The 24,587-nt window shown below is 68.7% G+C and carries 21 protein-coding genes; 12 read left to right on the forward strand and 9 right to left on the reverse strand.

Features of this window, described 5'->3' with window-relative positions:
* Positions 1 to 168 precede the first annotated feature (168 nt).
* The gene (locus tag AC07VM_RS04340) at positions 169 to 1,686 is read left to right on the forward strand and encodes a glycoside hydrolase family 76 protein (protein WP_494910115.1); all 1,518 of its coding nucleotides are present in this window, start codon (positions 169 to 171) and stop codon (positions 1,684 to 1,686) included.
* 59 nt (positions 1,687 to 1,745) lie between these two features.
* Here the strand turns inward: AC07VM_RS04340 and AC07VM_RS04345 are convergent, their stop codons facing one another.
* From AC07VM_RS04345 to AC07VM_RS04355, 3 genes are read right to left on the reverse strand one after another with little or no spacing between them, the layout of a single operon-like run.
* Positions 1,746 to 1,922, reverse strand: a complete 177-nt coding sequence (locus AC07VM_RS04345) for a hypothetical protein (RefSeq protein WP_494910116.1) — start codon at positions 1,920 to 1,922, stop codon at positions 1,746 to 1,748.
* Between the two features lie 36 nt (positions 1,923 to 1,958).
* The gene (locus tag AC07VM_RS04350) at positions 1,959 to 3,047 is read right to left on the reverse strand and encodes an alkene reductase (RefSeq protein ID WP_494910117.1); all 1,089 of its coding nucleotides are present in this window, start codon (positions 3,045 to 3,047) and stop codon (positions 1,959 to 1,961) included.
* An 8-nt stretch (positions 3,048 to 3,055) separates the two neighbouring features.
* Complete coding sequence (locus tag AC07VM_RS04355; RefSeq protein WP_494910118.1) at positions 3,056 to 4,219, reverse strand: PrsW family intramembrane metalloprotease; 1,164 nt, start codon at positions 4,217 to 4,219, stop codon at positions 3,056 to 3,058.
* Positions 4,220 to 4,323: 104 nt separating this feature from the next.
* Here AC07VM_RS04355 and AC07VM_RS04360 point away from each other — a divergent pair, with 104 nt between their 5' ends.
* Positions 4,324 to 5,049: a MerR family transcriptional regulator gene (locus AC07VM_RS04360; RefSeq protein ID WP_494910119.1), complete on the forward strand. Its 726-nt coding sequence runs from the start codon at positions 4,324 to 4,326 to the stop codon at positions 5,047 to 5,049.
* Here the strand turns inward: AC07VM_RS04360 and AC07VM_RS04365 are convergent.
* Genes AC07VM_RS04365 through AC07VM_RS04375 form a run of 3 tightly spaced genes read right to left on the reverse strand, consistent with a single transcriptional unit; the run spans position 5,032 to position 7,819 of the window.
* Positions 5,032 to 5,589 carry a MarR family winged helix-turn-helix transcriptional regulator gene (locus AC07VM_RS04365; protein ID WP_494910120.1) on the reverse strand — a complete coding sequence of 186 codons (558 nt, stop codon included), beginning with the start codon at positions 5,587 to 5,589 and terminating at the stop codon, positions 5,032 to 5,034. The genes AC07VM_RS04360 and AC07VM_RS04365 overlap by 18 nt on opposite strands.
* A 54-nt stretch (positions 5,590 to 5,643) precedes the next feature.
* Positions 5,644 to 6,096, reverse strand: a complete 453-nt coding sequence (locus AC07VM_RS04370; protein WP_267415864.1) for a MarR family winged helix-turn-helix transcriptional regulator — start codon at positions 6,094 to 6,096, stop codon at positions 5,644 to 5,646.
* A 4-nt stretch (positions 6,097 to 6,100) separates the two neighbouring features.
* The gene (locus tag AC07VM_RS04375; RefSeq protein WP_494910121.1) at positions 6,101 to 7,819 is read right to left on the reverse strand and encodes an MDR family MFS transporter; all 1,719 of its coding nucleotides are present in this window, start codon (positions 7,817 to 7,819) and stop codon (positions 6,101 to 6,103) included.
* Positions 7,820 to 8,017: 198 nt separating this feature from the next.
* Between AC07VM_RS04375 and AC07VM_RS04380 the strand changes: the two genes are divergently transcribed.
* From AC07VM_RS04380 to AC07VM_RS04425, 10 genes are all read left to right on the forward strand, one after another.
* Positions 8,018 to 9,397, forward strand: coding sequence for an ABC transporter substrate-binding protein (locus AC07VM_RS04380; protein WP_494910122.1), 1,380 nt, complete (start codon positions 8,018 to 8,020; stop codon positions 9,395 to 9,397).
* A 73-nt stretch (positions 9,398 to 9,470) separates the two neighbouring features.
* Entirely contained in the window at positions 9,471 to 10,436 is a 966-nt protein-coding gene (locus AC07VM_RS04385; RefSeq protein ID WP_494910123.1) for a carbohydrate ABC transporter permease, read from the forward strand.
* On the forward strand, positions 10,433 to 11,428 hold the full coding sequence (locus AC07VM_RS04390) for a carbohydrate ABC transporter permease (protein WP_267415868.1): 996 nt from the start codon (positions 10,433 to 10,435) through the stop codon (positions 11,426 to 11,428). Before AC07VM_RS04385 ends, AC07VM_RS04390 begins: the two co-directional genes overlap by 4 nt.
* On the forward strand, positions 11,425 to 12,309 hold the full coding sequence (locus AC07VM_RS04395; RefSeq protein ID WP_494910124.1) for an NAD-dependent epimerase/dehydratase family protein: 885 nt from the start codon (positions 11,425 to 11,427) through the stop codon (positions 12,307 to 12,309). Before AC07VM_RS04390 ends, AC07VM_RS04395 begins: the two co-directional genes overlap by 4 nt.
* Before the next feature lie 27 nt (positions 12,310 to 12,336).
* The gene (locus AC07VM_RS04400) at positions 12,337 to 13,593 is read left to right on the forward strand and encodes an enolase C-terminal domain-like protein (RefSeq protein ID WP_494910125.1); all 1,257 of its coding nucleotides are present in this window, start codon (positions 12,337 to 12,339) and stop codon (positions 13,591 to 13,593) included.
* Positions 13,590 to 14,876, forward strand: a complete 1,287-nt coding sequence (locus tag AC07VM_RS04405) for an ROK family transcriptional regulator (RefSeq protein ID WP_267415871.1) — start codon at positions 13,590 to 13,592, stop codon at positions 14,874 to 14,876. The genes AC07VM_RS04400 and AC07VM_RS04405 overlap by 4 nt, the downstream gene beginning before the upstream one ends.
* Positions 14,873 to 15,745: an aldose epimerase family protein gene (locus AC07VM_RS04410; RefSeq protein ID WP_494910126.1), complete on the forward strand. Its 873-nt coding sequence runs from the start codon at positions 14,873 to 14,875 to the stop codon at positions 15,743 to 15,745. Before AC07VM_RS04405 ends, AC07VM_RS04410 begins: the two co-directional genes overlap by 4 nt.
* Complete coding sequence (locus AC07VM_RS04415; RefSeq protein WP_494910127.1) at positions 15,742 to 16,446, forward strand: ThuA domain-containing protein; 705 nt, start codon at positions 15,742 to 15,744, stop codon at positions 16,444 to 16,446. The genes AC07VM_RS04410 and AC07VM_RS04415 overlap by 4 nt, the downstream gene beginning before the upstream one ends.
* Complete coding sequence (locus AC07VM_RS04420) at positions 16,431 to 17,537, forward strand: Gfo/Idh/MocA family protein (RefSeq protein ID WP_494910128.1); 1,107 nt, start codon at positions 16,431 to 16,433, stop codon at positions 17,535 to 17,537. The genes AC07VM_RS04415 and AC07VM_RS04420 overlap by 16 nt, the downstream gene beginning before the upstream one ends.
* A gap of 73 nt (positions 17,538 to 17,610) precedes the next feature.
* Positions 17,611 to 19,986, forward strand: coding sequence for an arylsulfatase (locus tag AC07VM_RS04425; protein ID WP_494910129.1), 2,376 nt, complete (start codon positions 17,611 to 17,613; stop codon positions 19,984 to 19,986).
* A gap of 51 nt (positions 19,987 to 20,037) precedes the next feature.
* On the opposite strand, the gene AC07VM_RS04430 is transcribed toward AC07VM_RS04425, so the two are convergent.
* The 3 genes from AC07VM_RS04430 to aspS form a co-directional block, all read right to left on the reverse strand.
* Entirely contained in the window at positions 20,038 to 21,846 is a 1,809-nt protein-coding gene (locus AC07VM_RS04430; RefSeq protein ID WP_494910130.1) for an oleate hydratase, read from the reverse strand.
* A gap of 157 nt (positions 21,847 to 22,003) precedes the next feature.
* A complete protein-coding gene (gene trpS, locus AC07VM_RS04435; RefSeq protein ID WP_494910131.1) occupies positions 22,004 to 23,044 on the reverse strand; it encodes a tryptophan--tRNA ligase in 1,041 nt (346 codons plus the stop codon).
* 163 nt (positions 23,045 to 23,207) lie between these two features.
* Positions 23,208 to 24,509 (reverse strand): aspartate--tRNA(Asn) ligase, encoded by a 1,302-nt coding sequence (gene aspS / locus AC07VM_RS04440; RefSeq protein ID WP_494910132.1) that lies wholly within the window; start codon positions 24,507 to 24,509, stop codon positions 23,208 to 23,210.
* Positions 24,510 to 24,587: the final 78 nt, after the last annotated feature.

The raw sequence follows: 24,587 nt of genomic DNA on the forward strand, positions 1-24,587 counted from the left end.
CCGGCACTGGGCGACACGGCCGAGTATAGGACGAAAATCCAAATCCGTCTATTAAAAGCTTTAAATATGTGGATTGAGAAATCTGCGACGCCGGAAACCTTGTGCGCCCGCCAAGACGGGGATACCTTGACCGCATTCAATATGTTTATTTCTGGAGGAGAGATTTCAATGAAGAGACCCACCGTCCTCGCCGGGACTGCGCTGCTCGTCGGCGCTCTCCTGGTGCCTCAGCCGGCCCAGGCACTCACCGCTCCGCAGGCCGCCGACTCGTTCAGCGACTTCGTCGACGTCTACTGGGACGACAGCGCGAACTACTTCTTCACCTATAGCGACCACCAGATCCATCCCGAACATGCGCACGGACCGCAGGGCGGCCTCTACACCGACTACTGGTGGGAGGCGCAGCTCTGGGAGATGGTGATGGACGTCTATGAGCGCACGGGCAGCGCCGAGTCGCGGCAGATGATCGACGACGTCTACGACGGCTTCCAGACGCAGTACCCCGATTTCCGGGACAACGACTGGAACGACGACATCGGGTGGTGGGCCCGCGGAGCCATCCGGGCCTTCGAGCTGACGGGCGACGTCGAGTACCGCGACGACGCGATCGAGATGTTCGACTTCATCGCCCAGTACGCCGACACCACGTACGGCGGAGGCATCTGGTGGAAGAACGTCGACATCGGCGACGGCGACCGCAACGAGAAGAACGTCGCCACGAACGCGACCGCCGTCTACACCGCGATGAGGATCTACGCCGCCACCGGCGACCCCACCTACAAGACCATGGCGCAGAGCCTGTTCAGCTGGCTCGACTCGAACTTCTACGTGAACGGCAAGCTCCGCGACCACATCGAGGGCACGGGGCAGTTCGTCGATTGGGACTGGACCTACAACCAGGGCAACTACGCCGGGGCCGCGCTCGAGATGCACCTCGACTCCGGCGACCCGACACAGCTGGCGCGGGCTGTCGCGGCGGTGGACTGGGCGGTCGACAACCTGACCTCCTCGGGCACCTTCCTGCGCGAGGGCGTGGACGACACCGGCGGGTTCAAGGCGATCCTCACGCGCAACATCCGCGCGCTCATCGACGAGGGCGGTCAGACCCAGTACGAACAGGTGCTCACCGACAACGCGACGCAGGCGGCGAACCACCTGAACAGCGCAGGCATCGGGGCCTACGACTTGACCGCCCCCGCCCCGGAGCTGAGCACCTCGGCCACGCAGAGCCTCGCCGCAGCCGCGAGCGTCGCCATCATGCATCAGGCCGCGCCCGACGGCTACGCCGGTCCCGTCGAGGGCACGCGCACGTACGAAGCCGAGAACGCCGAGCGCTCCGGCGTGATCTCGGAGAGCAGCCAGAGCGGATACAGCGCCCGCGGCTACATCGGTGGGTGGATCGGCGACGGCTCCGGCGTCACCTTCCACGCGAACGTCGTCGATCCCGGTACCTACGAGCTCCGGTTCCACTACACGGCGGCCGCCGGAAACGCGGTCAGAGCACTGACGGTCAACGGGACCTCGACCGGGGTCGCCTTCCCCGGAACATCGAGCTGGGGAGACTGGCAGACGAAGACGGTCAGCGTGCCCCTCGTCGCCGGATACAACCGGATCGACCTTCGGATGGACGTCGGCAGCGGCAGCACGAACTACGTGAACCTGGATCGCATGATCGTGGCGGACTGACGGTGCCGCGTGTGAGCCCCGATTCCACGGGACCGGGGCTCACACATCCGACGAAGGGCTCACACGTCCGAGACGCGCGGCGGCGACTCCTGGTTCAGCCATCGGGTGTGCGCCTTGAGGGCGTGCAGGACCGCGAGCCTCACCACGACGTACAGTGCCGCCCCCACCACGGCCAGCACCACCAGGTACATGACGATGATGATGACGAAGTGCCAACCCACGAATCCTGTGAACATGGCCCGAGCCTACGGCGTGCGAGCCTCGGCGGCGGGTCAGACGCCCGCGCGCGCGTCCTCCAGCGAGGGGTAGTCGATGTAGCCCTCGGCGGTCGAGCCGTAGAACAGTTCCGGCCGCGGCTCATTGAGTTCCGCACCCTGGCGCCAGCGCTCGACGAGGTCGGGGTTCGCGATCACGGGGCGTCCGGCCGCGACGGCATCCGCGAACCCGTCGGAGAGGAGCGCCTCGGCGGCCTCGCGTGTCGTGGCGACCGAGAAGCCGGTGTTCACGATCAGCGGCGCGCCCGCCGTGCGCCGGATGCGCTGGACGAGCTCGCTCTTCGGGTCGGCGTGGAGCACGTCGATGAAGGCGAGACCGAGCGGCGCGAGCCCCTCGGCGACCGCGGTGTACGTCGCGCGGACATCCGCGTCGTCCTCCTCCAGCACTCCCTGGATGCCGTGCTGCGGCGAGAGGCGGATTCCGGTGCGGTCCGCGCCGACCGCGGCAGCCACGGCCGTGGTGACCTCGATCGCGAAGCGCGCCCGGTTCTCGGGCGACCCTCCGTACCGGTCCTCGCGGATGTTCGACACCGGGGACAGGAACTCGTGGACGAGGTAGCCGTTGGCCCCGTGCACCTCGACCCCGTCGAAGCCCGCGGCGATCGCGTTGCGTGCGGCCTGGGCGAACTGCTCCACGACCTCGGGGATCTCGTCGAGGGTGAGGGCGTGGGCGACGGGCAGATCGGCCTTCCCCTGGGGCGTGCGCGTCTGGCCAGGTGCGGCGAGCGCACTCGGCGCGACGACGCGGGGCTGCCCGGAGATGTCCGGGTGCCCCACGCGGCCGCCGTGCATGAGCTGCATCACGATCGTGCCGCCGGCCGCGTGCACCGTGTCGGCGATGCGGCGCCAGCCTTCGATCTGCGCCGCCGTCACGATGCCCGGCTGCCCGGGATACGACTTGCCCTCGACCGCCGGCCAGACACCCTCGGAGGTGATGAGGCCCTGCCCCGCCCGCTGGCGGTAGTACTCCACCATGACGCCGGTGGGCACCCCGTCGTCATCCGCGCGCGTGCGGGTGAGGGGCGCCATGACGACGCGGTTGGACAGCTGCAGGGCGCCGAAGACGGCCGGTTCGAAGAGAGTCACAGTGGGAGTCAAGGCTCCGTCCGGGTCTTGTATTCCCCGTCGCGTCGCGCAGCGTCACGCATCGCGGAGCGTGCGACAGCGACCGCCTCCCGCTGCGAGACGAGCCGAGCGTCGTCGCCGTACGGCTCCCCAGCCACGCGGATCGCGAGCGCACTTGCCGCCGCCTGGTAACGGGCGGTGGCTCGGGCGGCCGTTCGCCCTGCATCCCGCCGCACCTTCGCACGCCAGCGCCGACGCTCGCGAAGGTTCCCGAGGGGGCGCAGCTCACCGGCTGCGATGACGCCGTCGCGCGCGAGGATCGGCAGCCCGGCGAGCACCATCCTTCCCTCGCGACGACGGAGGATGAGAGCGAGCACGAGCACGGCGAGGAAGACGGGCACCATGACGGCGCCGTAGATCTTGTAGATCAGGTACGGGTCCGTGCTGGCGAGACCAGCCCAGTCCCAGACGCCGTGCAGGACGACGGCGGCCAGCATCCCCAGGACGACGGGCAGCGCACGCACGCGGGATCCCCTCCCGGTCGCCGCGAGGCCGACACCGATACCGGTGAGCACCACCATGAGGGAGTGGAAGAACGGAACCATGACGACCCGCAGGAAGAACGTCACGCCCAGCACAGCGACCGCGTTGACGTCGGACGTGCCCGCGGACGCGAAGTCAGTCAGGGCGCGGCCGAAGTACAGGCTGTTCTCCGTGAAGGCGAAACCGGCCCCGGCGAACCCCGCATAGACGATGCCGTCCAAGACCGAGGTGATCTCGCGCCGTCGACGCACGAGGAGCCACACCAGGAAAAGTCCCTTCAGCACCTCCTCCGTGATCGGCGTGATCAGGAGCGGGCGGATCCATGCCCCCGCATCCGTGCCCAAGGTCAGGTCGACCAGGGCATGGAGCCACTGCTGTGACCAGATCGAGCAGAACGCCGCCACCGACGCACCCCACACGAACGCCGAGAACAGCAGACTGGGGCGTTCGCGCTCCCAGCGGTCCAGCCAGAGGAAGACGGCGACGATCGGGGCGGTGACGAAGACCGACAGCGTCAGCCCCGCTCCTACCCCGGCAACCCCGATCTGACCGGCAACCCAGACCAGCGATGCCACCCACGTGACGGCTGCCGCCAGCGGCCAGACCAGTCGCGGCCGACCTCGCCCGTCTCGATTCTTCTCCAAGGCCATGTCGTGCCTTTCCTCGTCCGTTCGACTCCGTCCGGCGCGGAGTCGCGACCTCAGCAGACACTGTGCCGTTGCGGCATACTCAAGACGAGCAAAGGAGGTACCGCATGGCGTGGAGCACACGCGAGGTCGCCCGGCTCGCCGGGACCACCCTGCGGACGGTCCGCCACTATCACGAGATCGGTCTGCTCGATGAGCCGGAACGGATGTCGAACGGCTACAAGGCCTACCGCACGGAGCATCTCGTGCGCCTGCTCGAGATCAGACGGCTGACCGGGCTCGGCCTGCCGCTCGCGAGCATCGGGAAGGTGATGCACGAGTCCGAGGATCTGGAGAGCACCCTGGATGCCGTCGAGGCGGACCTCGTCGCGCGGATCGCCCAGCTGCAACGCGCGCAGCAGGAGGTCGCCAAGCTGCGGCGCACCCCGGTCGAGACCGATCTGCCCTTCGAAGCGGCCGTCGCCGCCCGCGACGCCGCCCTCTCCCCCGCAGACCGGTCACTGTACGCAGTGATCACGCAGATGGCCGGAGAAGAGGGGCTTCCACACTGGAGTGCGCTTCTGCGCGGCTCCGCTCGCACTCCGGCGGCCGACGAGTTCGACACCCTCGACGCCGACGCCGACGAGGCGACCCGCCAGCGCATCGCCGACCTGCTCGCCCCGCAGACGGCGACGCTCCTCGCGGAGCATCCGCTGCCGGAAGGCGCTGTGCCGGCGAGCGTGCGCGAGCAGTCCGCGCTGGCCCGCACAGTGATCGAGGCGATGCTCGATCTCTACAACCCGGCCCAGCTCGACGTGATCGCCCGAATCTGGCGCTCAGCCGGCGTCGCCTGACTCGCCGGTGTTGCCGCCGAGCCCGGCGAGCAGGTCGGCGAAGTGGTCGAGGTCGGCCGCCGTCCATCGGCGCAGTCGCTCCCCGATGCGCCCCTCGTATCGGGAGCGCGCGAGGGCGATGCGCTCCTGGGCGAGATCGGTGGCGACGAGGACGCGTGCGCGACGGTCATCCGGGTCGGGCACGCTCTCGACGAGTCCCAGCTGCTCGAGCTGGCGCACCTGTCGGCTCACGGCCGACTTGTCGGTCTGCAGCCGCTCGATGATGGCGCCGGCGGACGTCGCCTTCCCGGTCGCGATCGAGGTCAGCACCTGGTAGCCGAGCGGCTGCAGGTCGGGGTGCACGGTCGCGGCCGCCTCGCGCCAGCTGACGCGGATCCGGGCGAAGAGCCGCCCCAGCTCCTGCTCGACTCGCGTGACGGCCTGATCGAGCTCCGCATCCCCCAGTAGGGCCGATCCGGCGGCGGACGCAGGGGTCTCGGCGGGGCTCACAGCAGGGGTCTCAGCAGAGGGCTCAGCGGGGGCGTCGGAAGGGGCGCTCATGCTCGTCAGTGTACGGCGAAGCCCCGCTGTCGTTCGTGACAGCGGGGCTTCGGGTCAGACCTCTGCGAGCAGACGGAAGGCCTTGGATGCCGCCCGGATCTCGTCCGGAGTCAGCTCGTCGATCACGGCTTGGAGGCGGGTGCCGTACTCACGGCGGACCTCCGCGAGAGCCGTGCACGCCGCGCTCGTGACCGTGAGCACCCGGAGCCGTCCGTCTCGCTCGTCGGGGTGGGATTCGAGGAGCTCCAGCTCCTCCAGCATCCGCACCTGGCGGCTGATGACGGACTTGTCCATCTCGAACCGCTCGGCGAGCTCGTGCGCATTCGCCGTGCCCGCCCGATCGATGAAGGTCAGCAGCTTGTACCCGGCGACCTGCAGCTCGGGGTGGACCCGGGCCGCCGACTCCTTCCACAGCGACCTGGTCCTCGCGAAGATGAGGTTCAGGTGCGCCTGGAGGTCGCCGAGCGCGCTGTCGACATCCGTCGGCACGACCGCGGCAGGGGCCATGATGTCAGCGCTCCCCGTCCCGGTCCTCGCGCTCACGCTCGAGCACGCGCACCGATCCGGTGGCGGGGGCGGAACCCGTGCCCTCGAGCCGGATGGATCCGGTGGAGAGCGGGACGCCGACCTCGGCCTCGGAGACCTCGATCATCGATTCCTCGGCCTGCTCGCGCAGCTGCTCGGCGGCGTTCTTCGTCGACAGCGGCTTGTTCTTGATGAACGCGATGGCGATGATGGCGATCACGGCGAGCGGGATGGCGATGATGAAGGCGTCGGCGATGCCGTGCCCGTAGGCGCTCTCGACGATCGCGCGGATCGTGTCGGGCAGCTGGCCGACCTTCGGGACGTCACCCGACGCCAGGTGCTTCAGCGCCTCGAGCTCGGCGGGCGACGTCGGCGTGAAACCGTCGAGCCCGTCGGTGATGTACGTCGCGACGCTGGTGGACAGCAGCGAGCCCATGACGGTCACGCCGATGGTGCCGGCGATCGTGCGGAAGAAGTTCACGTTCGACGAGGCCGCGCCCAGCTGCTGCGGAGCCGTGTCGTTCTGCACGATGAGGGTCAGGTTCTGCATGACCATGCCGAGTCCTGCACCGAGCACGAACATGTAGACGGCGACGAGCGGGAACGGGGTGTCGTAGCGGAGCGTGGCCATGAGGCTCACACCGACCGTCGCGAGGACCGAGCCGGTCAGCATCCAGCCCTTCCACTTGCCGAAGCGGCTCACGAGCTGGCCGATGATGATCGACGCACCCATCTGGCCGATGATCATCGGGATGGTCATGAGGCCGGACTCGGTGGGCGTGGCGCCACGGGCGAGCTGGAAGTACTGCGCGAGGAACACCGAGGTGGCGAACATCGAGACGCCGATCGCGATCGAGGCGATGACCGACAGCGTGAAGGTGCGGTTGCGGAACAGCGACATCGGGACGATCGGTTCCTTGACGAAGAACTCGACCGCGATGAAGGCCGCGATCGCGACACCGGCGGTGACGGCGAGCATGATGCTCGTCGAGGAGTCCCAGTCGAACTGGTTGCCGCCCATGGAGACCCAGATGAGCAGGGTCGAGACGCCGACGGCGAGGAGCACGATGCCGAAGTAGTCGATCGAGACCTTGGTGTCGCGCTGCGGCTTCGGCAGGTGCAGGGTGAACTGCAGCAGCACGAGGGCGAGGATCGCGAACGGCACGCCGACGAAGAAGTTGGAGCGCCAGCCCCACACATCGGTGAGGAGGCCGCCGAGCAGCGGGCCGCCGATGGTGCCGAGGGCCATGATGCCGCCGACGACGCCCATGTACTTACCGCGCTCACGCGGGGAGATGATGAGGGCCACGGCGATCATGACGAGCGACATCAGGCCGCCGACGCCGATGCCCTGGATGACGCGGACCGCGATGAGCATGTTCGTGTCGGTCGAGAAGCCGGCGATCACGGTACCGACCGTGAAGAGGATGAGGGAGATCTGGACCAGGACCTTGCGGTCGACGAGGTCGGCCAGCTTGCCCCAGATCGGGGTGGAGACCGCGGTGGCCAGCAGGCTCGCGGTGATGACCCAGGTGTACTGCGACTGGGTGCCGCCGAGGTCGGCGATGATGACCGGCATCGAGGTCGACACGACCGTGCCGGAGAGCACGGCGACGAACATGCCGACGATGAGGCCGGAGATCGCGGTGAAGACCTCGCGTGCCGAGCGCGTGGTCTCGGGGGCTGCGGATGAGATGTCTGTCAAGGGGAAACGCTCCTGCGTAGAAAGTTGATCGAGGTCAACCATACGCCGATAGTTGCGAAAGCGCAACTATCGGCCCGGACTGCACCACAAGCATTCCGAAACCATCGTTGACTTAATAACACTCTTGGTTTTATAGTCTCTGCAAGGCATCGATGCCTGCACGATCCGCACCACCTTGCAACCACGATGGGAGTTTCAATGAGGAAACAAGCACTCCGCGCGACGACCGCGCTGGGCACGATCGTCGCACTCACCGCGATGACCGCGTGCTCCACCGGCACCACCCCCGACGCAGGCGGTGACCTCGACCCGAAGGCCGATGTCACCATCACGATCGGCGACTACCCGACGGCCGACAAGCCCGAGGAACGCGCCGCCTTCGACGAGCAGATCGAACTGTTCGAGAAGGCGAATCCGAACATCACGCTGAAGCCGTCGACCGAGACGTGGGATGCGCAGACCTTCCAGGCGAAGCTCGCCGGCGGCACGCTGCCGACCGTCATGGGCGTCTCCCTCACCTACGCGCACGAGCTGATCTCGAACAACAAGGTGCCGGACATGACTCCGTACCTCGAGGAACTCGACCTCGTGAAGGACCTCAACCCGCTCGCCCTCAAGAACGTCTCCGACGACTCCGGCAAGATCTACGCCATCCCCACCGGGCTCTTCTCGGTCGGCGTCGCCTACAACCGGGAGCTCTTCGAGAAGGCCGGGCTCGACCCGGATGCCCCGCCCACCACGTGGGACGAGGTCCGCGAGTACGCGAAGACCATCTCCGACAAGGTCCCCGGCGTCACCGGCTACGCGCAGATGACGAAGAACAACACGGGCGGCTGGATGCTCACGACCATGACGTACTCGATGGGCGGCAGCATCCAGGACGACGCGGGAACGAAGTCCGTCATGGGCGACGCGACCAAGCAGGCCCTCCAGCTCCTCCACGACATGCGCTGGGAGGACAACTCGATGGGCGAGCAGTTCCTCTACGACCAGGACGCGGTGCGACAGGACTTCGCCGCGGGCAAGATCGGCATCGTCCTCCAGGCGCCGGACATCTACCAGCCGGCGATCCAGACGTACGGCATGGACAAGGACGCCCTCGGTGTCGGCGCCCTGCCCCAGGCGAACGGCACCAACGGCACCCTCACCGGCGGCACACTGAAGCTGTTCAACGTCAAGGCCTCCCCCAACGAGCTGCTCGCCGCCGCGAAGTGGATCAAGTTCTACGAGTTCCAGAAGTACTTCGACGAAGCGGACGCCGTCGCCCGTGCGAAGAGCGACCAGGCGGCGGGCAACCCCGTCGGCATCCCGGGTCTGCCTCCCGTCGCCAACGACATCGACGAGCGCTACCTCGGATGGATCAAGGACTACATCGACGTGCCGCGAGAGCACTTCGACGGGTACATCACGTCCACCCTCCCGCTGATCGCCGAGCCGCCGACGGCCACGCAGCAGACGTATGCCGCACTCGACCCGGTGGTGCAGAAGATCCTCACCGACGAGAACGCGGACATCGATGCGGTGCTCGCCGAGGCGACCACCACCGTCGACGGAATCATCGCCCAGGCCGGACGCTGATCATCAACGCGGGTATCGGACTCCGCTCCTCGGGAGTCCGAGTCCGATACCCGCGGAGAGCATCGAGGTTCATATGAGCACCACTGTCCACGCCGCGACGCCGCCGCAGGAATCCCCCTCCCCGGCCACGCCCCCGCCCTCCCCCCGACGCAAGCGGACCCCCTCCACGTGGTTCCACGGCGGCGGCCTCACCTCGGTCCTGTTCGCGATACCGGTCGTCCTGATCTTCACGTACTTCAGCTGGGGCCCGATCCTGCAGGGACTCGTCCTGAGCTTCCAGAAGACGAACCTGGTCGCGGAGCCGAGCTGGGTCGGTCTGTCCAACTTCGAGTACGTGCTCAGCGATCCCGGCCTCGGACAGGCCGTGCTGAACACCGTCTACTTCGCGTTCCTCGCGCTCGTGTTCGGGTTCCCCGTTCCGATCATCCTCGCGGTGCTCATCAACGAGCTGCGCAAATACGACGGCGTCTACAACGCCCTCGCCTACCTGCCGGCGATCGTGCCACCGGTGGCGGCCATCCTGCTGTGGAAGTTCTTCTACGATCCGTCGACGACCGGCATGTTCAACACCATGCTCAGCTGGATCGGGCTCGGCCCCCTGCCGTGGCTGAACTCCGAAGCCCTCGCGATGCCATCGATCGTTCTCTATGCGACCTGGGCGGGCGCCGGCTCCACGGCCATCATCTACATCGCCGCCCTCCGCACGGTGAGCACCGAGCTGTATGAGGCCGCCGAGATCGACGGGGCCAGCATCTGGCGTCGCATGTGGAGCGTCACCGTGCCGCAGCTGCGGGGAGTCATCCTCGTGATGATGCTCCTCCAGCTCATCGGCACGTTCCAGATCTTCACCGAGCCGTTCCTGTTCACGGGAGGCGGCCCGAACAACGCGACCCAGACCATCCTGCTGAAGATCTACAACTACGCCTTCGTCTACGGCGACTTCGGTGCAGCGACCGCGCTGAGCGTGATGCTGGCGGCATTCCTCTGCCTGCTCTCCGCCGTGTATCTGTGGGCGACGAAGAGATGGAGCCCGTCATGAGCTACCTCCACGACGCCGCGCCCGCCAGCGACACCGCGACCCTCGTGATCGCCGAGGAGACGCAGGCCCGACGAGGACGCCGACGGTTCGGCCGCCGCGGCCCCGCCGAAGCGAAGGAACGCGGGGTCATCTCCTTCGCCGACCGCAAGCGCCGCACCGTGCGCATCTGGCTCCGGATCATCCAGTCCCTCGCCCTCGCCGGGCTGATCTTCGCCGGCCTCGGCCCGCTGATCTGGTCCGCCAAGGCGTCGATCACCTCGACGCAGGACATCATCACCGACCCGATGGGCATCTTCTTCGCCCCCAACGAGTGGGGCAACCTGATCCTCGCCTGGAACGGCGCGGAGATCGGCCAGTCCCTGCGGAACACCGTCTTCGTGGCGGTCGGCGCGACGATCTCGACGCTCGTCATCTCGATCCTCGCGGCGTTCATCCTGTCGGTGCTCAAGCCGAAGTGGGCCCCCGTCCTCAGCGGGGCGATCCTCGCGACACTGTTCCTCCCCGGGGTGATCTCGCTCGTCCCGCTCTACCTGACCGTGCTCGACCTCCCCGTCTTCGGGGTCAGCCTGCTGAACACCTTCTGGGCGGTCTGGCTGCCCGCCGGCGCCAGCGCGTTCAACGTCGTCGTCCTCAAGCGGTTCTTCGATTCCATCCCCCGGGAGATCCTCGAAGCGGCCAAGATCGACGGAGCCGGCCCGTTCCGGATCCTCTGGACCATCGTCCTGCCGCTCTCGCGACCGATCGTCGGCGTCGTCTCCCTCCTCGCGGCCATCGCCGCCTGGAAGGACTTCCTGTGGCCGATGCTCGTGCTCCCCGACCCGCTGCTGCAGCCCGTCTCCGTGGTGCTGCCCGCCCTGGCCAAGGGCCCCACCCCGCTGGCCGTGCAGATGGCGGCGGTGTTCCTCACCCTTCTCATCCCCGTGGTGCTGTTCCTCATCTTCCAGAAGCAGTTCCTCCGCGGAGTCGGCACGGCGGGAGGAATCAAGGGATGAGCGCTCTGCACGGAAGCCGGGTGCTGGTCACGGGCGCATCCGGCCGGATCGGCACGGTCACGACCGCACTCCTGCGGCACAGCGGCGCCCACGTCACGACGCTCTCGGCCGGTCCGAGCGACCACCTGGAGGCCGACCGCGTGCTGGTCGGCGACACCACCTCCGAGGCCGACGTGGCGGACGCCCTCGACGGCGTCGACCTGGTCGTGCACCTCGCCGCCCTCGCCCACCGCGACATCGCCCCGGCGTACGACGTGTACTCCACGAACGTGGTGTCCACCTTCAACGTGCTCGCACAGGCGGGGGCGGCGGGCGTGCGCCGGGCCGTGGTGGCCGGGTCGATCAACGCGTACGGGCTGCCGCAGAACATCCACCCCGGGCTCGTGCCGGCGTACTTCCCGCTCGACACCGACATCCCCTCCGACATCGCGGACTGGTACTCGCTGTCCAAGCGCAACGACGAGGCGACGAGCCGCATGGCCGCACGGCACTGGGGCATCGACATCGTGACCCTGCGGTTCCCGCACGTGAACACGGCGGAGCGCCTGCGCGAGGTCGCCGACGGCCTCCGCGCGAATCCCCGCACGGGAGTCACCGAGGCGTGGTCGTACCTCGACGTGCGGGATGCCGCGCGGGCGATCGAACTCGGGCTGACCGCCTCCACCACCGGCGCGCACGCGTTCTTCCTCGCCGCGGACCGCACCCTCGCGCCGTACCGCACCGAGGAGATGCTGGACCGCTTCGCCCCCGGCACCCCGCGTCTGCGGCGGTTCGTCGAGCGCGAGGTCCCGATGGATCTCACCCCGGCACGCGAACTGATCGGGTTCGCCGCGCAGCACGAGATCGACCTCCCCACGCTCGACCTGCCGGACGACGTCTGACCCATGACTGGAGACAGGAGCACCCCGATGCCCATCGACACCTTCGCCAACCCCTGGCAGCCCCGGGAGGACATCCGCATCACGTCGGTGCGGGCGATCACGACCGCACCGTTCGGCACGGCCCTCGTCGTCGTGCGGATCGACACGAACGTGCCGGGACTGTACGGCCTGGGGTGTGCGACCTTCACCCAGCGGTGGAAGGCGGTCAAGACGTTCATCGACGAGCACCTCGCCCGGCTCCTCATCGGCCGCTACCCCGGCGACATCGGCGACCTCACCCGGCTCGCGGCCTTCTCCGGATACTGGCGCGGCGGCCCGGTCACGAACAACGCCATCTCCGGCATCGACCAGGCGCTCTGGGACATCGCGGGCAAGCGGGCGGGGATGCCCGTGTACGAGCTGCTGGGCGGCAAGGTCCGCGCCGCGGCCGACACCTACCTGCACGCGTCCGGCCGCACCATCGAGGAGACCCTCGATCACGCGCACGAGCTGATCGCGCAGGGCTGGCGCCACATCCGCCTGCAGATGTCGACACCGGGAGGCGGCGGCTACGGAGCCCCCGCCGTGCCCACCGATTACCCCGACTCCCCCTATCGGAACGGCTGGAGTGCGCGCGACTACCTGCGCCGCACACCGGAGCTCTTCGAGGCCGCTCGCGAACAGCTCCCCGCGAACATCGAGCTGCTGCACGACGTGCACTCGCGGCTGACCCCGAAGGAGGCGCTGTGGCTGGCGAAGGCCCTGGAGCCCTACCGCCTGTTCTTCCTCGAGGACATCCTGCCGCCCGAGCACTGGGACCGTCTCCCCGAGGTGCGCGCCGCGACCGCGACCCCGATCGCGGTCGGTGAGCTCACGACCTCGCTGACCGACGCGGTGCGCCTCGTGCGCGACGGCGGCGTCGACTTCATCCGCAGCCACGTCTCCGACATCGGCGGACTCACCCCCGCGAAGAAGATCGCGGATCTCGCGGAGCTGTGCGGCGTGCGCACCGCCTGGCACGGCCCCGGCGACACCTCGCCCATCGGCGCGGCGGCCAACGTCACGCTCGACGTGGTCTCCCCCGCCTTCGGCATCCAGGAAGGACACGTCTACGCCGAGGCGACGCACGAGGTCTTCCCCGGTACGCTTCGGATCGTGGACGGTTGGCTGACACCCAACGACGCCCCCGGGTGGGGCATCGACATCGACGAGGATGCCGCTGCGCGCTATCCCGCCGAACTCTCGGGACACGACGAGTGGGCCGCCGGTGTGCGCCGACCCGACGGAGCATTGGAGGCACCGTGACCGACACGACCGAACCGATCGCTCCGCGGCGGGCGGAGGCGCGGACGTACTCGACGCGCGATCCCCGTTCGGTGGGCGACCGTCCGGGCGCGAACCAGCACGACCTCGGTTCGTTCAACGAGGTCGCCATCATCGAGACCATCCGGCAGGCGGGCACCATCAGCCGCACGGAGATCGCCGAGCGCACCGGACTCACCCAGCAGTCGGTCTCCCGTATCCTGCGCGTCCTGCTGGAGCGCGGCCTGCTCGCGGAGGGCGAGCAGCAGCGCACCGAACGGCTCGGCAAGCCGCGCACCCCCGTGCGGCTGCGCCCCGAGGCCGCCCACGCGGCCGGCATCCTCGTCGACCCCGAGGTCATCTCGGTGGTGCTCGTCGACCTCGACGGGCGCGTGCTGGAGCACCGGAGCGTGCGGCTCGACCACGAGGTCTCCCCCACCGGGCTCGTGGAGTTCATCGCCACGCAGGTCGAGGAGGTGCTCGAGGCCGCGGCCGTCGACCGTACCACGTTCCTCGGCGTCGGCGTGGCCGTTCCCGGTCCGATCACGGGCGACGGCTCGCTGCTCGACCTGCCGCTGTCGGAGGTGTGGCGCAACGTCCCGCTCGAGCGGATGCTCGAGGAGCGCCTGCCCTACCCGGTCGTGGTGGAGAAGGACGGGACGGCGGCGGCGGTCGGCGAGCGCTGGCTCGGTCGCACGGCGCGGTCCACCGACTTCGCGTACCTCTACTTCGGCACCGGCATGGGCTCCGGCCTCGTGCTCAACGGCGAGGCGTTCCGCGGCATGAGCGGGAACGCCGGCGAGTTCGGCCAGCTCTGCGCCGTCCGCCTCGGGCGGACCGACGGCGACGGGCGCCCCGAGCTCGTCCGGGAGTGCAACCCGACCGTGGCGATCCCGGAGATCGCGCGCGAGCTCGGCTACGACGGCCCCGCCCGCACGTACCGGGAGTTCTGCGCCGAGGTCGCAGCGGGCGACGCCACCGTGATCGCCGCCGTGCAGCAGGTGGCGGACGTCATCGCGCTCGGCGCCGCTGCGCTCATCGATCTGCTCGACCTGCCCATGGTGGTCGTCGGCGGTCCCACGTTCGAGCCGGAGCTGCGCGAGATGGTCATGGAGACGATCGACCGTGCGGTCAACACGTTCCCGACCGCGCATCGTGCCCGGCATGTGAGCGTCGAGCGGTCGGTCGTGTCCGGGGAAGCGGGAGCCGTCGGCGCGGCATCCACCATCTTCCACGCCTCCTTCGCCCCGGTCGTGCGTCGCACGCGACCGTACGATCTCCGGTGACCGGGGGCACCGCCGGACGCCGCCACACCCTGCACTCCCCGCACGGCTCGTTCCTCGCGGCCGTCGACGAGACCGGCGCGCGCATCGCGTCGCTCGTGCATGCGGAGAGCGGGACGGAGCTGCTGTTCCGTGTGGACGGGCGTGACGTCGAGACACCGGTCGCACCCGGCGCCTCCGATTCGAACCGCGAATGGCATGAGCGGTACGCGGGCGGCTGGCACACCCTCGTGCCAAATGCCGGCGACCACCGCACGATCGACGGGGTCGACCACCCGTTCCACGGCGAGGCCGCCTGGCGACGATGGACCACGACGACGGTGCAGTCGGACGCCGTGACGCTCGAACTGGCGCTGCGGACCGTCCCGCTGCGGGTCAGCCGCACCACCACGGTGACCGAGCAGGGACTGCACGTCCGGCAGCGGGTGCTCAACACGGCCGCGCAGCCGGTCGCCTTCACCTGGACGGAGCATCCGGCCTTCTCGTCCGCGGTCGTCGACCCGGCGACGCGCGTACTCCTCGGCGACGAGCAGCTCACCGTGATGTTCCCCGAGCCCGGCCATCGGCACGGCGCGTTCCGCTCGCTCCCCGTCGGCGGGCGCGGATCCGCCGTCATCGCGGCCCCGGCCTGGACCGTCACCCTGCGCTGGGATCCCGTCCTGCTCCCCCACCTGCACGTGTGGCAGGAGCACCGCCAGACGCAGACGTTCCCGTGGTGGGGACGAGCCGACACAGTCGCCCTCGAACCGGCCTCCCGCCCCTACGCCGAGACCGGAGATCTGCTCGGACCGATCGTCCTCCCCGCCGGCGAGGAGATCGAGACCGCCTTCCTCCTCGACATCACCCCATCCCCCACGAAGGAGAATCCATGACCACCGCATCCAAGACCGCGCTCATCGTGCGCGGAGGCTGGGACGGTCACCATCCGGTCGAGGCGACGGACTCGTTCGTGCCGTTCCTCCGGGACCACGGCTACGACGTGCGCGTCGAGGACTCCCCGGCGATCTACGAGGATGCGGCCTACCTGCGCACCGTCGACGTGATCGTCCAGTGCGTCACGATGTCCACCATCGAGACCGAGCAGGTGCGCGGCCTGGCCGCCGCCGTCCGCGCCGGCACCGGGCTGGCCGGATGGCACGGCGGCATCGTCGACTCGTACCGCGCGTCGAGCGAGTACCTCCAGCTCACCGGCGGCCAGTTCGCCACGCATCGGGCGAAGGCCGCACCCGCAGACCTCCCCGGTGACGGCACCGACTGCTTCGTCGACTACCGCATCGTGATCGACCCCGCCAAGGCGGACCACCCGATCGTCACGGGGATCGCCGACTTCGACCTCACGACCGAGCAGTACTGGGTGCTCTCCGACTCCTACAACGACGTGCTCGCCACCACCACGGTCGCGGCGCCCGACTTCGAGCCGTGGCAGAGCGAGATCGTCGTCCCGGCGATCTGGACCCGCCGCTGGGGCGACGGGCGGATCTTCGTCGCGACCCCGGGTCACGACCTCCACACGCTCGCGGACACGAACGTCAGAACCATCATCGAAAGGGGCATCCTGTGGGCAAGCCGTTGAACGTGGGCATCGTCGGACTCGGAGCGATCTCCGGCCAGTATCTCGAGACCTTCGCGACGCTCGACACCGTGCGGCTCGTCGCCGTGGCCGACATGGTCGAGTCGCGGGCCGCGGAGGTGGCTGCCGAGCAGGGCGTCCGCGCGCTGACCGTCGACGAGCTGGTCGCCGATCCCGAGGTCGATCTCGTCCTGAACCTGACCATCCCGGCGGCGCACGCGGAGATCGCGCTCAAGGCGATCGCGCACGGCAAGGCGACCTACGGGGAGAAGCCGCTCGCCGCGACCATCGACCAGGCCCGCGAGGTGGTCGACGCCGCTCGTCGCGCCGGGGTCTCGCTCGGGTGCGCGCCCGACACGGTCCTGGGCACGGGCGTGCAGACCGCGCGCAAGACCATCGACGACGGAGCGATCGGCCGTCCGATCGCCGCCACCGCCACGATGGTGACGCCCGGCCACGAGCGCTGGCATCCGAACCCGGACTTCTATTACCTGCCCGGCGGCGGCCCGCTGCTCGATATGGGGCCGTACTACGTGTCGACGCTGATCACCCTCCTCGGCCCCGTCGAGTCGGTGGTCGGCTCCGCCAGCCGCAGCCGCGACACCCGCACGATCGGCTCCGGCCCGCGCGCCGGGGAGACCGTGCCCGTGGAGATCTTCACGCACGTCACCGGCGTGCTCCGGCACACCTCCGGCGCCCTGTCGACGATCGTCATGAGCTTCGACACGGTCGCCACGCACGCGTCGAACATCGAGGTGCACGGCGAGCACGGATCGATGAAGGTGCCGGACCCGAACGGCTTCGCGGGCGACGTGCTGCTGCACCCGCTGGGTGGCGAGTGGACGACGGTCGAGCCGAGCGCAGGATACGTCGGAGCGGGACGCGGCTTCGGCGTCGCCGACCTCGCCGCGGCGGAGCCGGGGACCGGCGGCCGGGCCAACGGCGATCTCGCCCTCCATGTGCTCGATGTGATGACCTCGCTCCTGGCCGCCGCGGACTCGGGCGAGACCGTCGAGGTCACCAGCACCTGCGAGCGCCCCGCCCTCGTGCCGCTGACGGAAGCACGGCAGAGGTCGGCAAAGTCGCCAGGGTGATTCCCTCTCCGGGCCGGAGAGCCGCGCCGCGCGCGCTCGTATCGTGAGAGCAACCACGACGGGAAGGTGCAGCATGACTCTTGGCCAGGACTCCGTGTTCAGAAACGTCCTTCCGGTTCCGGATCTGGACCGACCGCACCTCACGGTGTACGACGCGAAGGACCCTGAGGCCGCGCATCCGCCGATCGAGCAGGTGCGCCCTCCGGCCGGCGCCCCCAACGTGCTCGTCGTGCTGATCGACGACGCGGGCTACGGCTCGTCGAGCGTCTTCGGCGGCCCGTGCGCCACCCCGAACCTCGAGCGGATCGCCGGCGAGGGACTCCGGTACACGCGGTTCCACACCACGGCCCTCTGCTCGCCGACCAGGGCGGCCCTCCTCTCCGGTCGCAACCACCACTCGGTGAACATGGGCGGCATCACCGAGGGCGCGACATCCGCTCCCGGTCAGACGAGCGTGCGGCCGAACACCTGCGCGCCCGTCGCGGAGACGCTGCGCCTGAACGGCTACTCGACCGCGCAGTTCGGCAAGTGCCACGAGGTGCCGGTGTGGGAGACGAGCCCGGTGGGACCGTTCGACCGCTGGCCGCACCCCGGCGGCGGGTTCGAGTACTTCTTCGGCTTCCTCGGCGGCGAGACCAGCCAGTACTACCCCGCTCTCTACGAGAACGTGAACCCGGTCGAGCCGAGCGGCACGCCGGAAGAGGGCTACACACTGAACGAGGACCTCGCCGATCACGCGATCGCGTACATCGAGCGCCAGAAGTCCCTGACGCCGGACAAGCCGTTCTTCCTCTACTACGCACCCGGCGGGACGCACGCGCCGCACCATGTGCCGGCCGAGTGGTCGGACCGCTACGCCGGCCAGTTCGACGGGGGATGGGATGCCGTCCGCGAGCACACGCTCGCTCGTCAGAAGGAGCTGGGCGTCGTCGCGGCGGACACCGTGCTCACCGAACGCCCCGAGGGCATCGCCGCCTGGGAGGACGTCGACGAGGCGATGAAGCCCGTGCTCGCGCGCCAGATGGAGGTCTACGCCGGGTACATGGAGCAGACCGACCACCACATCGGCCGCGTCCTCGACTCCCTGGAAGACCTCGGCATCCTCGACGAGACCCTGGTCATCGCGATCATCGGCGACAACGGCGCCTCCGCGGAGGGCACCCTGCAAGGGACGCTGAACGAGATGATCACCCTCAACGGCTTCGGCGCCCTCGAGACGCCGGAACGTCTCGCCGCCAGCATCGACGAGCTCGGCACCCCCGCCTCGTACAACCACTACGCGGTCGGCTGGGCCCACGCGATGAACACCCCCTTCCAGTGGACCAAGCAGGTGGCGTCCCACTTCGGCGGAACCCGCAACGGCACGATCGTGCGCTGGCCCGCGGCGATCGCGGCGAGCGGCGAGGTGCGCAACCAGTTCCACCACGTGATCGATATCGCCCCCACGATCCTCGAAGCGGCGGGCATCCCTGAGCCGACGTCCGTGCACGGCGTGACGCAGAAGCCCTACGAGGGCGTCAGCCTCGCCTACACGTTCGAGGACGGAGACGCCGACGAGCGTCACACCACCCAGTACTTCGAGATGGTCGGCAACCGCGGGATCTACCACAACGGGTGGACCGCGGTCACGAAGCACCGCACCCCGTGGGAGACCGGCGAGGAGAAACTCGCCGCCTTCGACGACGACGTGTGGGAGCTGTACGACACGACGGTCGACTGGAGCCAGGCGAACGACCTCGCCGCCGAGCACCCCGAGCGCCTGCACGAGCTGCAGCGGCTATGGCTCATCGAGGCGGTCAAGTACAACGTGCTCCCGCTCGACGACCGATTCGCCGAGCGCGCCAACCCTGACCTCGCCGGGCGCCCGAAGCTCGTCGACGGCACGACGCAGCGCCTGCGCGGTCGGATGACGCGGCTGACGGAAGAGGCCGTGCTCAACATCAAGAACCGCTCGCACGCGGTGACCGCGCAGGTCACGGTTCCGGATGCCGGCGCGGAAGGCGTGGTGATCGCGCAGGGCGGTGTGGCCGGCGGCTGGGCCCTGTACGCGCACGACGGCGCACTGACGTATTGCTACAACTTCTTCGGCATCGACCACAGCATCGTCCGCGCCGAGAGCCCCCTCACGCCCGGCGATCACCTGCTGCGCTTCGAGTTCGACTACGACGGCGGCGGGTTGGCGAAGGGCGGCACCGTGACGCTGTTCGTCGACGAGGTCGCGGTCGGCTCCGGACGGGTCGAGCGCACGGAGCCCGGGCGCTTCTCGGCCGACGAGACCCTCGACGTCGGGATCGACACCGGCTCCCCCGTCAGCCCCGACTACGGAGCCAGGGGCAACTCGTTCACGGGCGCGATCGCCTGGGCGCAGATCGACACCGGCGACCTCGACCCGCAGCACCACGCCGCAGAGCACGAGCTGCACCTCACGGTCGCCTTCGGCACCCAGTAGGGCGCGAGTGTCTCCGGGGAGCGGGGCCGATGCCTCGCTCCCCGGAGCGGATCACTCGATGGCGTCGTCCGCGCGCTCCCGCTTCGTCGTGCTCCCGTGCGCGGGGATCAACCCGAAGTCGGTGAGGAGCTCACCCATCTGGGTGTTGTCGAGCTTGTCGAGCAGCTTGCCCTTCACGAAGTTCGGTCCGGGGATGTGCACCGCCTCGCCGTCCCGCAGCCGAGCTGTCGCCTTCAACAGGTATCGGATGTCGTAGGTCGAGTTGAACACCTCCGGCACACCGCGCTCGATGTCCAGCAGCTGATAGGTCGCCTCCATCGCGGTGCGCACCGAGTACTCGGTCGTGAAGATCGTGTCACGGGTCGTCTCGGCGAACTGGCCGAGGAACGCGAAGTTCACGCTGCCCTCCGGAACCACCTGCGGGCGGTCGCCGGCCTTGCGCGGCAGGAAGAACGAGGTGACGTACGGCATCATCACCGGCACCGTCTTCGCGGCGGAGGCGGCGAGCTCGGGGATGTCCGCGACGGGGACGCCCAGGTGGTACAGCCACTCCTGCGCGATCTCCTCACCCGTGCAGTCCTGCATCGGCTTCTTGATGAAGTCGCCCGGCGTCTCGACGAACAGCCCGTACACCCACACCACGATCTCGTTGGGCTTCTGCGACTTGAAGTGCGGCTGCCGGTTCACGGTCCAGCTCATCAGCCAGGACGAGTCCTTCGCGGTGACGATGCCGCCGGTGACGACCTTGCCCGAGAAGGGATCACGCTGCGCGATCTTCTCGATGTACGCGGGGATGCGTTCGTCGATCGTGGTGACCGTCGCCGATTCCCACTTCGTCTTGTCGATGTCGTTGCAGAAAACCTCGGGGCGGCCGAAGTCGGGCGACTTCGCCGCGACCCGCTTCCAGAAGTCCCACGCGGGGGCGGGGCCGTCGAGGAGCCGCGGTACCGTGTCCTGGTCGCCGTTGTCGGAGTTCTCCGTGAGCGACCCGATCGTCATGAGGCACAGGTCATCGGGCCCGAGGTCGACGCCTCCCGGTTCGCCGTCCGCGATCCAGTCGATACGCGTCGCCTGTTTGCGCCCGTCCGTGATGTCGAAGTGCACGTCGGTGACGGTGTGATGGAAGCGGAACCGCACCCCGTGATCGTCGAGGTACTTCCGCATCGGGAGCACGAGCGATTCGTACTGGTTGTACTTCGTGAACTTGAGCGCCGACAGGTCGGGGAGTCCGCCGATGTGGTGCATGAAGCGGTGCAGGTACAGCTTCATCTCCAGAGCCGAGTGCCACTCCTCGAAGGCGAACATAGTGCGCCAGTAGAGCCAGAAGTTGCTCGCGAGGAACTCCTCGCCGAACACCTCATCGATGCGTTTGCCCTCCATCTGCTCCCGCGTGGCGAGGATCACGTCGATGATGTCCTTCTGCGCCTTCTCGGAGAGGGTGAACAGCTTGTTCGTGTGCGCGTCCTGCCCCTGCTTCTCGGTGACGCGGCAGAGCGACGAATTCGGATCGTCCTTGTTCAGCCAGTAGAACTCGTCGAGCACGCTGGCGCCGTCGATCTCGAGCGACGGCACCGAGCGGAACAGGTCCCACAGACACTCCATGTGGTCCTCGAGCTCGCGTCCGCCGCGGATCACGAACCCCTTCTCCGGATACTTGATGCCGTCGAGAGCTCCGCCGGGAAGCCCGAGCTCTTCGAGGATCGCGATCCTCTCCCCCGCGATCTGCCCGTCGCGGATCAGGAAGATCGCCGCCGCCATCGCGGCGAGCCCTCCCCCGACCAACCACACGGTCTTGTCGTCCGCCCCCTCGGGCTTGCGGGGCCGTGCGAACGCTTCGTAGTTTCCGTTGCTGCGATACATCTGGATCTTCCTTCCCACCCACCGGTCGATTCGCGTCCAGTAGACCGCAGGACCGCGAGGAACGGAAGGCGGAGCACGTCATCTCACCCGTAGTAGACCGAGGTGGATCAGCGGATCGCCGTCGACACCGTCCTCTGTGACGAGCCGGTCTGTGCTCCTAGTACACGGTCCCCATCGCCTCCCGCACCTCGGCGAGGGTCGTGTCCGCGATGGCGCGGGCGTGCTCGTTGCCCCGCGCGAGGACGGACCGCACGAGTTCGTGATCCGCAGCGAGCTCCCGACGCCGTTCCCGCAGCGGGGTCAGGAACTCGTTGACCGCCGTCGCCGTCACGGCTTTCAGCGCACTGCTGCCTCCGTCGCCGATGCGGTCGGCGACCCCTTCCGGCGCCTCGTCCAGGCACAGCCCGGCCGTCGTCAGCAGCGCCGAGACGCCCGGCCGTCCTTCGGGGTCGAACGTGATCCGTCGGTCCGGGTCCGTTCGCGTGCGACGGATCGCTGCCACCGTCTCATCCGCCGTCATCGACAGGGAGATCGCGTTGCCGTAGCTCTTCGACATCTTCCGCCCGTCCAGACCGGGAACCTCGGGGGTGGCGGTGATCAGCGCATCCGGAACGGGGAAGATCGCCCCGTAACGCTCGTTGAACCTCCGGGCGATCACCCGCGTCATCTCCACGTGCGGCAGATTGTCCTTCCCCACGGGGACGAGGTTGCCCTTGCAGAACAGGATGTCGGCGGCCTGGTGCACCGGATAGGTCAGCAGCAGTCCGCTCAGCGCGCGACCCGAAGCCTCGAACTCGGACTTGACCGTCGGGTTCCGATGCAGCTCCGCCTCCGTGACGAGGCTGAGGAACGGCAGCAGCAACTGGTTCAGTGCAGGGATCGACGAGTGTGTGAAGATCGTCGTCCGTTCCGGGTCGATCCCCGCGGCGAGGTAGTCGAGCACAGCCCCGTACACGTTGTCGCGGACGTTCGCGGTCGTGTCCCGGTCGGTGATGACCTGGTAGTCGGCGAGGACGAGGAACGTCTCCACCCCGGCTCGTTGCAGACGCACCCGTTCTCGAATGGTGCCGAAGTAGTGCCCCAGGTGCAGCGCACCGGTCGGCCGCTCACCCGTGAGCACTCGGAATCGCTCCGGATGCGCGGCGACCGCGGCGGCGACCTCTGTCGAGCGCCGCGCCGTGGTGGTGAATGAATCCATCTGTCTCTCCCAACGATCGGGAGCCACACGGAGTTCTCGGGTGCTGTCACGAACTGCCGTGCAGCCCGTGAACATGCTTCAACCGGCTGCTATCGCAGCCACCACCATGCGGAGCGGTTGAAGTTCATGGAACCGATGCTATCGCTCGACGCGACCACCGGACTCACGGCGAGAGCCGGTGCAGGTCGCGCGGGAAGAGCGTGACCTCCCGGATGTTGGATGCCTCGATGAGGCGGGACACCCAGCGCTCGAGGCCGATCGCGAACCCGCCGTGCGGCGGCATCCCGTGCGCGAACGCGTCGAGGTACGCGGCGTAGGCCTCCGGCGATTCACCGCGTGCCTCGATCGCGGCGACGTAGTCGGAGTGCCGGTGCAGCCGCTGCCCGCCAGTGACGAGCTCGAGCCCTCGGAAGATCAGGTCGAAGCTGTTGCTCCATCGCGGGTCGTCCGGCTGGGGGTGCGTGTAGAAGGGGCGCTTGCGCATCGGATAGCCCTCGACCGCGAGCACGTCGCTGCCATGCTTCTCCCGGGCCCATTCGCCGAGCGCGCGCTCGTGCGCGGGTGCCAGGTCGGGCTCGTCCTCCGGCGCACCGACCAGGCGCAGCGCGTCCTGAAAGTGGATCACCGGGATCTCGTCGGCGATGGCCGGCAGCGCCACCCCGAGTCGCTCGACGGCGTCCCCGCTCTCGCTGCGGATGCTGTCGAGCATGCCGAGCAGCACCTGATGCAGCACGGCGAGCACATCGCGGTGGTCGCGGATGAAGCCGAGCTCTGCGTCGAGGGACACGTACTCGGCGAGGTGCCGGACCGTGTCATGCGGTTCCGCTCGGAACACGGGCCCCGTCTCGTAGACGCGCTCGAAGACGCCGACGAGCTGCTGCTTGAAGAACTGCGGGCTCTGCGCGAGATACGCGGTCGTCCCGAAGTAGTCGACGGGGAAGACGTTCGCGCCGGACTCGGTCACGGAGTCGACGAGCTTCGGCGTATGGATCTCGGTGAATCCCGCGGCGTCGAGCGTGCGACGGAAGCCACGCAGGCTCGCTGCGGCCAGCTCCCACTTCGACCGTTGCGTCGGGTGGCGCCAGGTCACCGCGGCATGGTCGAGCACGGTCGGCAGGGCGGCGTCGAGCGTGGGCCGCCAGAGTTCGACGACCGGGGTGCGAGCGGGCTCCGAGAGGAGGGAGACCTCGGGAGCCGTCACCTCGATGCCGCCGGGAGCATGCGGGTTCGCCGTCGCGGTGCCGTCGATGCGCACGACCGTCTCCTCGCCGGGGAGGCCGTCGATCGGGATCTCGTCCGGACGGACCACGACCTGGGCGAGGCCCGAGCGGTCGCGGACGATCAGGAAGGAGACCTTCGCGAGCTCTCTGCGGCGATGGACGTGCCCCAGGAGGGTGATCCTGTTCCCCGGTGGCGTGTCGGCGAGCTGGGCGGCGAGTGTGCGGACGGGGTCGGATGGCGACATGATTCCTCCAGATGGCGAAAGCCCTGGAGGTGCGGGCGGGGGCTAGATCGCGGTGCCACCACACCTTCGCCGATCGTT

Source organism: Microbacterium sp. GW821-FHT01D02, assembly GCF_059422585.1.

Bases quoted from the DNA above. Each gene is read 5' to 3' on its own strand.
- AC07VM_RS04360 (WP_494910119.1), top strand. From the start codon at position 4,324: ATGGCGTGGAGCACACGCGAGGTCGCCCGGCTCGCCGGGACCACCCTG.
- AC07VM_RS04415 (WP_494910127.1), top strand. From the start codon at position 15,742: ATGACCACCGCATCCAAGACCGCGCTCATCGTGCGCGGAGGCTGGGAC.
- AC07VM_RS04390 (WP_267415868.1), top strand. From the start codon at position 10,433: ATGAGCTACCTCCACGACGCCGCGCCCGCCAGCGACACCGCGACCCTC.
- AC07VM_RS04345 (WP_494910116.1), bottom strand. From the start codon at position 1,922: ATGTTCACAGGATTCGTGGGTTGGCACTTCGTCATCATCATCGTCATG.
- AC07VM_RS04400 (WP_494910125.1), top strand. From the start codon at position 12,337: ATGCCCATCGACACCTTCGCCAACCCCTGGCAGCCCCGGGAGGACATC.
- aspS (WP_494910132.1), bottom strand. From the start codon at position 24,509: ATGTCGCCATCCGACCCCGTCCGCACACTCGCCGCCCAGCTCGCCGAC.
- AC07VM_RS04430 (WP_494910130.1), bottom strand. From the start codon at position 21,846: ATGTATCGCAGCAACGGAAACTACGAAGCGTTCGCACGGCCCCGCAAG.
- AC07VM_RS04425 (WP_494910129.1), top strand. From the start codon at position 17,611: ATGACTCTTGGCCAGGACTCCGTGTTCAGAAACGTCCTTCCGGTTCCG.
- AC07VM_RS04365 (WP_494910120.1), bottom strand. From the start codon at position 5,589: ATGAGCGCCCCTTCCGACGCCCCCGCTGAGCCCTCTGCTGAGACCCCT.
- AC07VM_RS04355 (WP_494910118.1), bottom strand. From the start codon at position 4,219: ATGGCCTTGGAGAAGAATCGAGACGGGCGAGGTCGGCCGCGACTGGTC.
- AC07VM_RS04395 (WP_494910124.1), top strand. From the start codon at position 11,425: ATGAGCGCTCTGCACGGAAGCCGGGTGCTGGTCACGGGCGCATCCGGC.
- AC07VM_RS04380 (WP_494910122.1), top strand. From the start codon at position 8,018: ATGAGGAAACAAGCACTCCGCGCGACGACCGCGCTGGGCACGATCGTC.
- AC07VM_RS04370 (WP_267415864.1), bottom strand. From the start codon at position 6,096: ATGGCCCCTGCCGCGGTCGTGCCGACGGATGTCGACAGCGCGCTCGGC.
- AC07VM_RS04385 (WP_494910123.1), top strand. From the start codon at position 9,471: ATGAGCACCACTGTCCACGCCGCGACGCCGCCGCAGGAATCCCCCTCC.
- trpS (WP_494910131.1), bottom strand. From the start codon at position 23,044: ATGGATTCATTCACCACCACGGCGCGGCGCTCGACAGAGGTCGCCGCC.
- AC07VM_RS04340 (WP_494910115.1), top strand. From the start codon at position 169: ATGAAGAGACCCACCGTCCTCGCCGGGACTGCGCTGCTCGTCGGCGCT.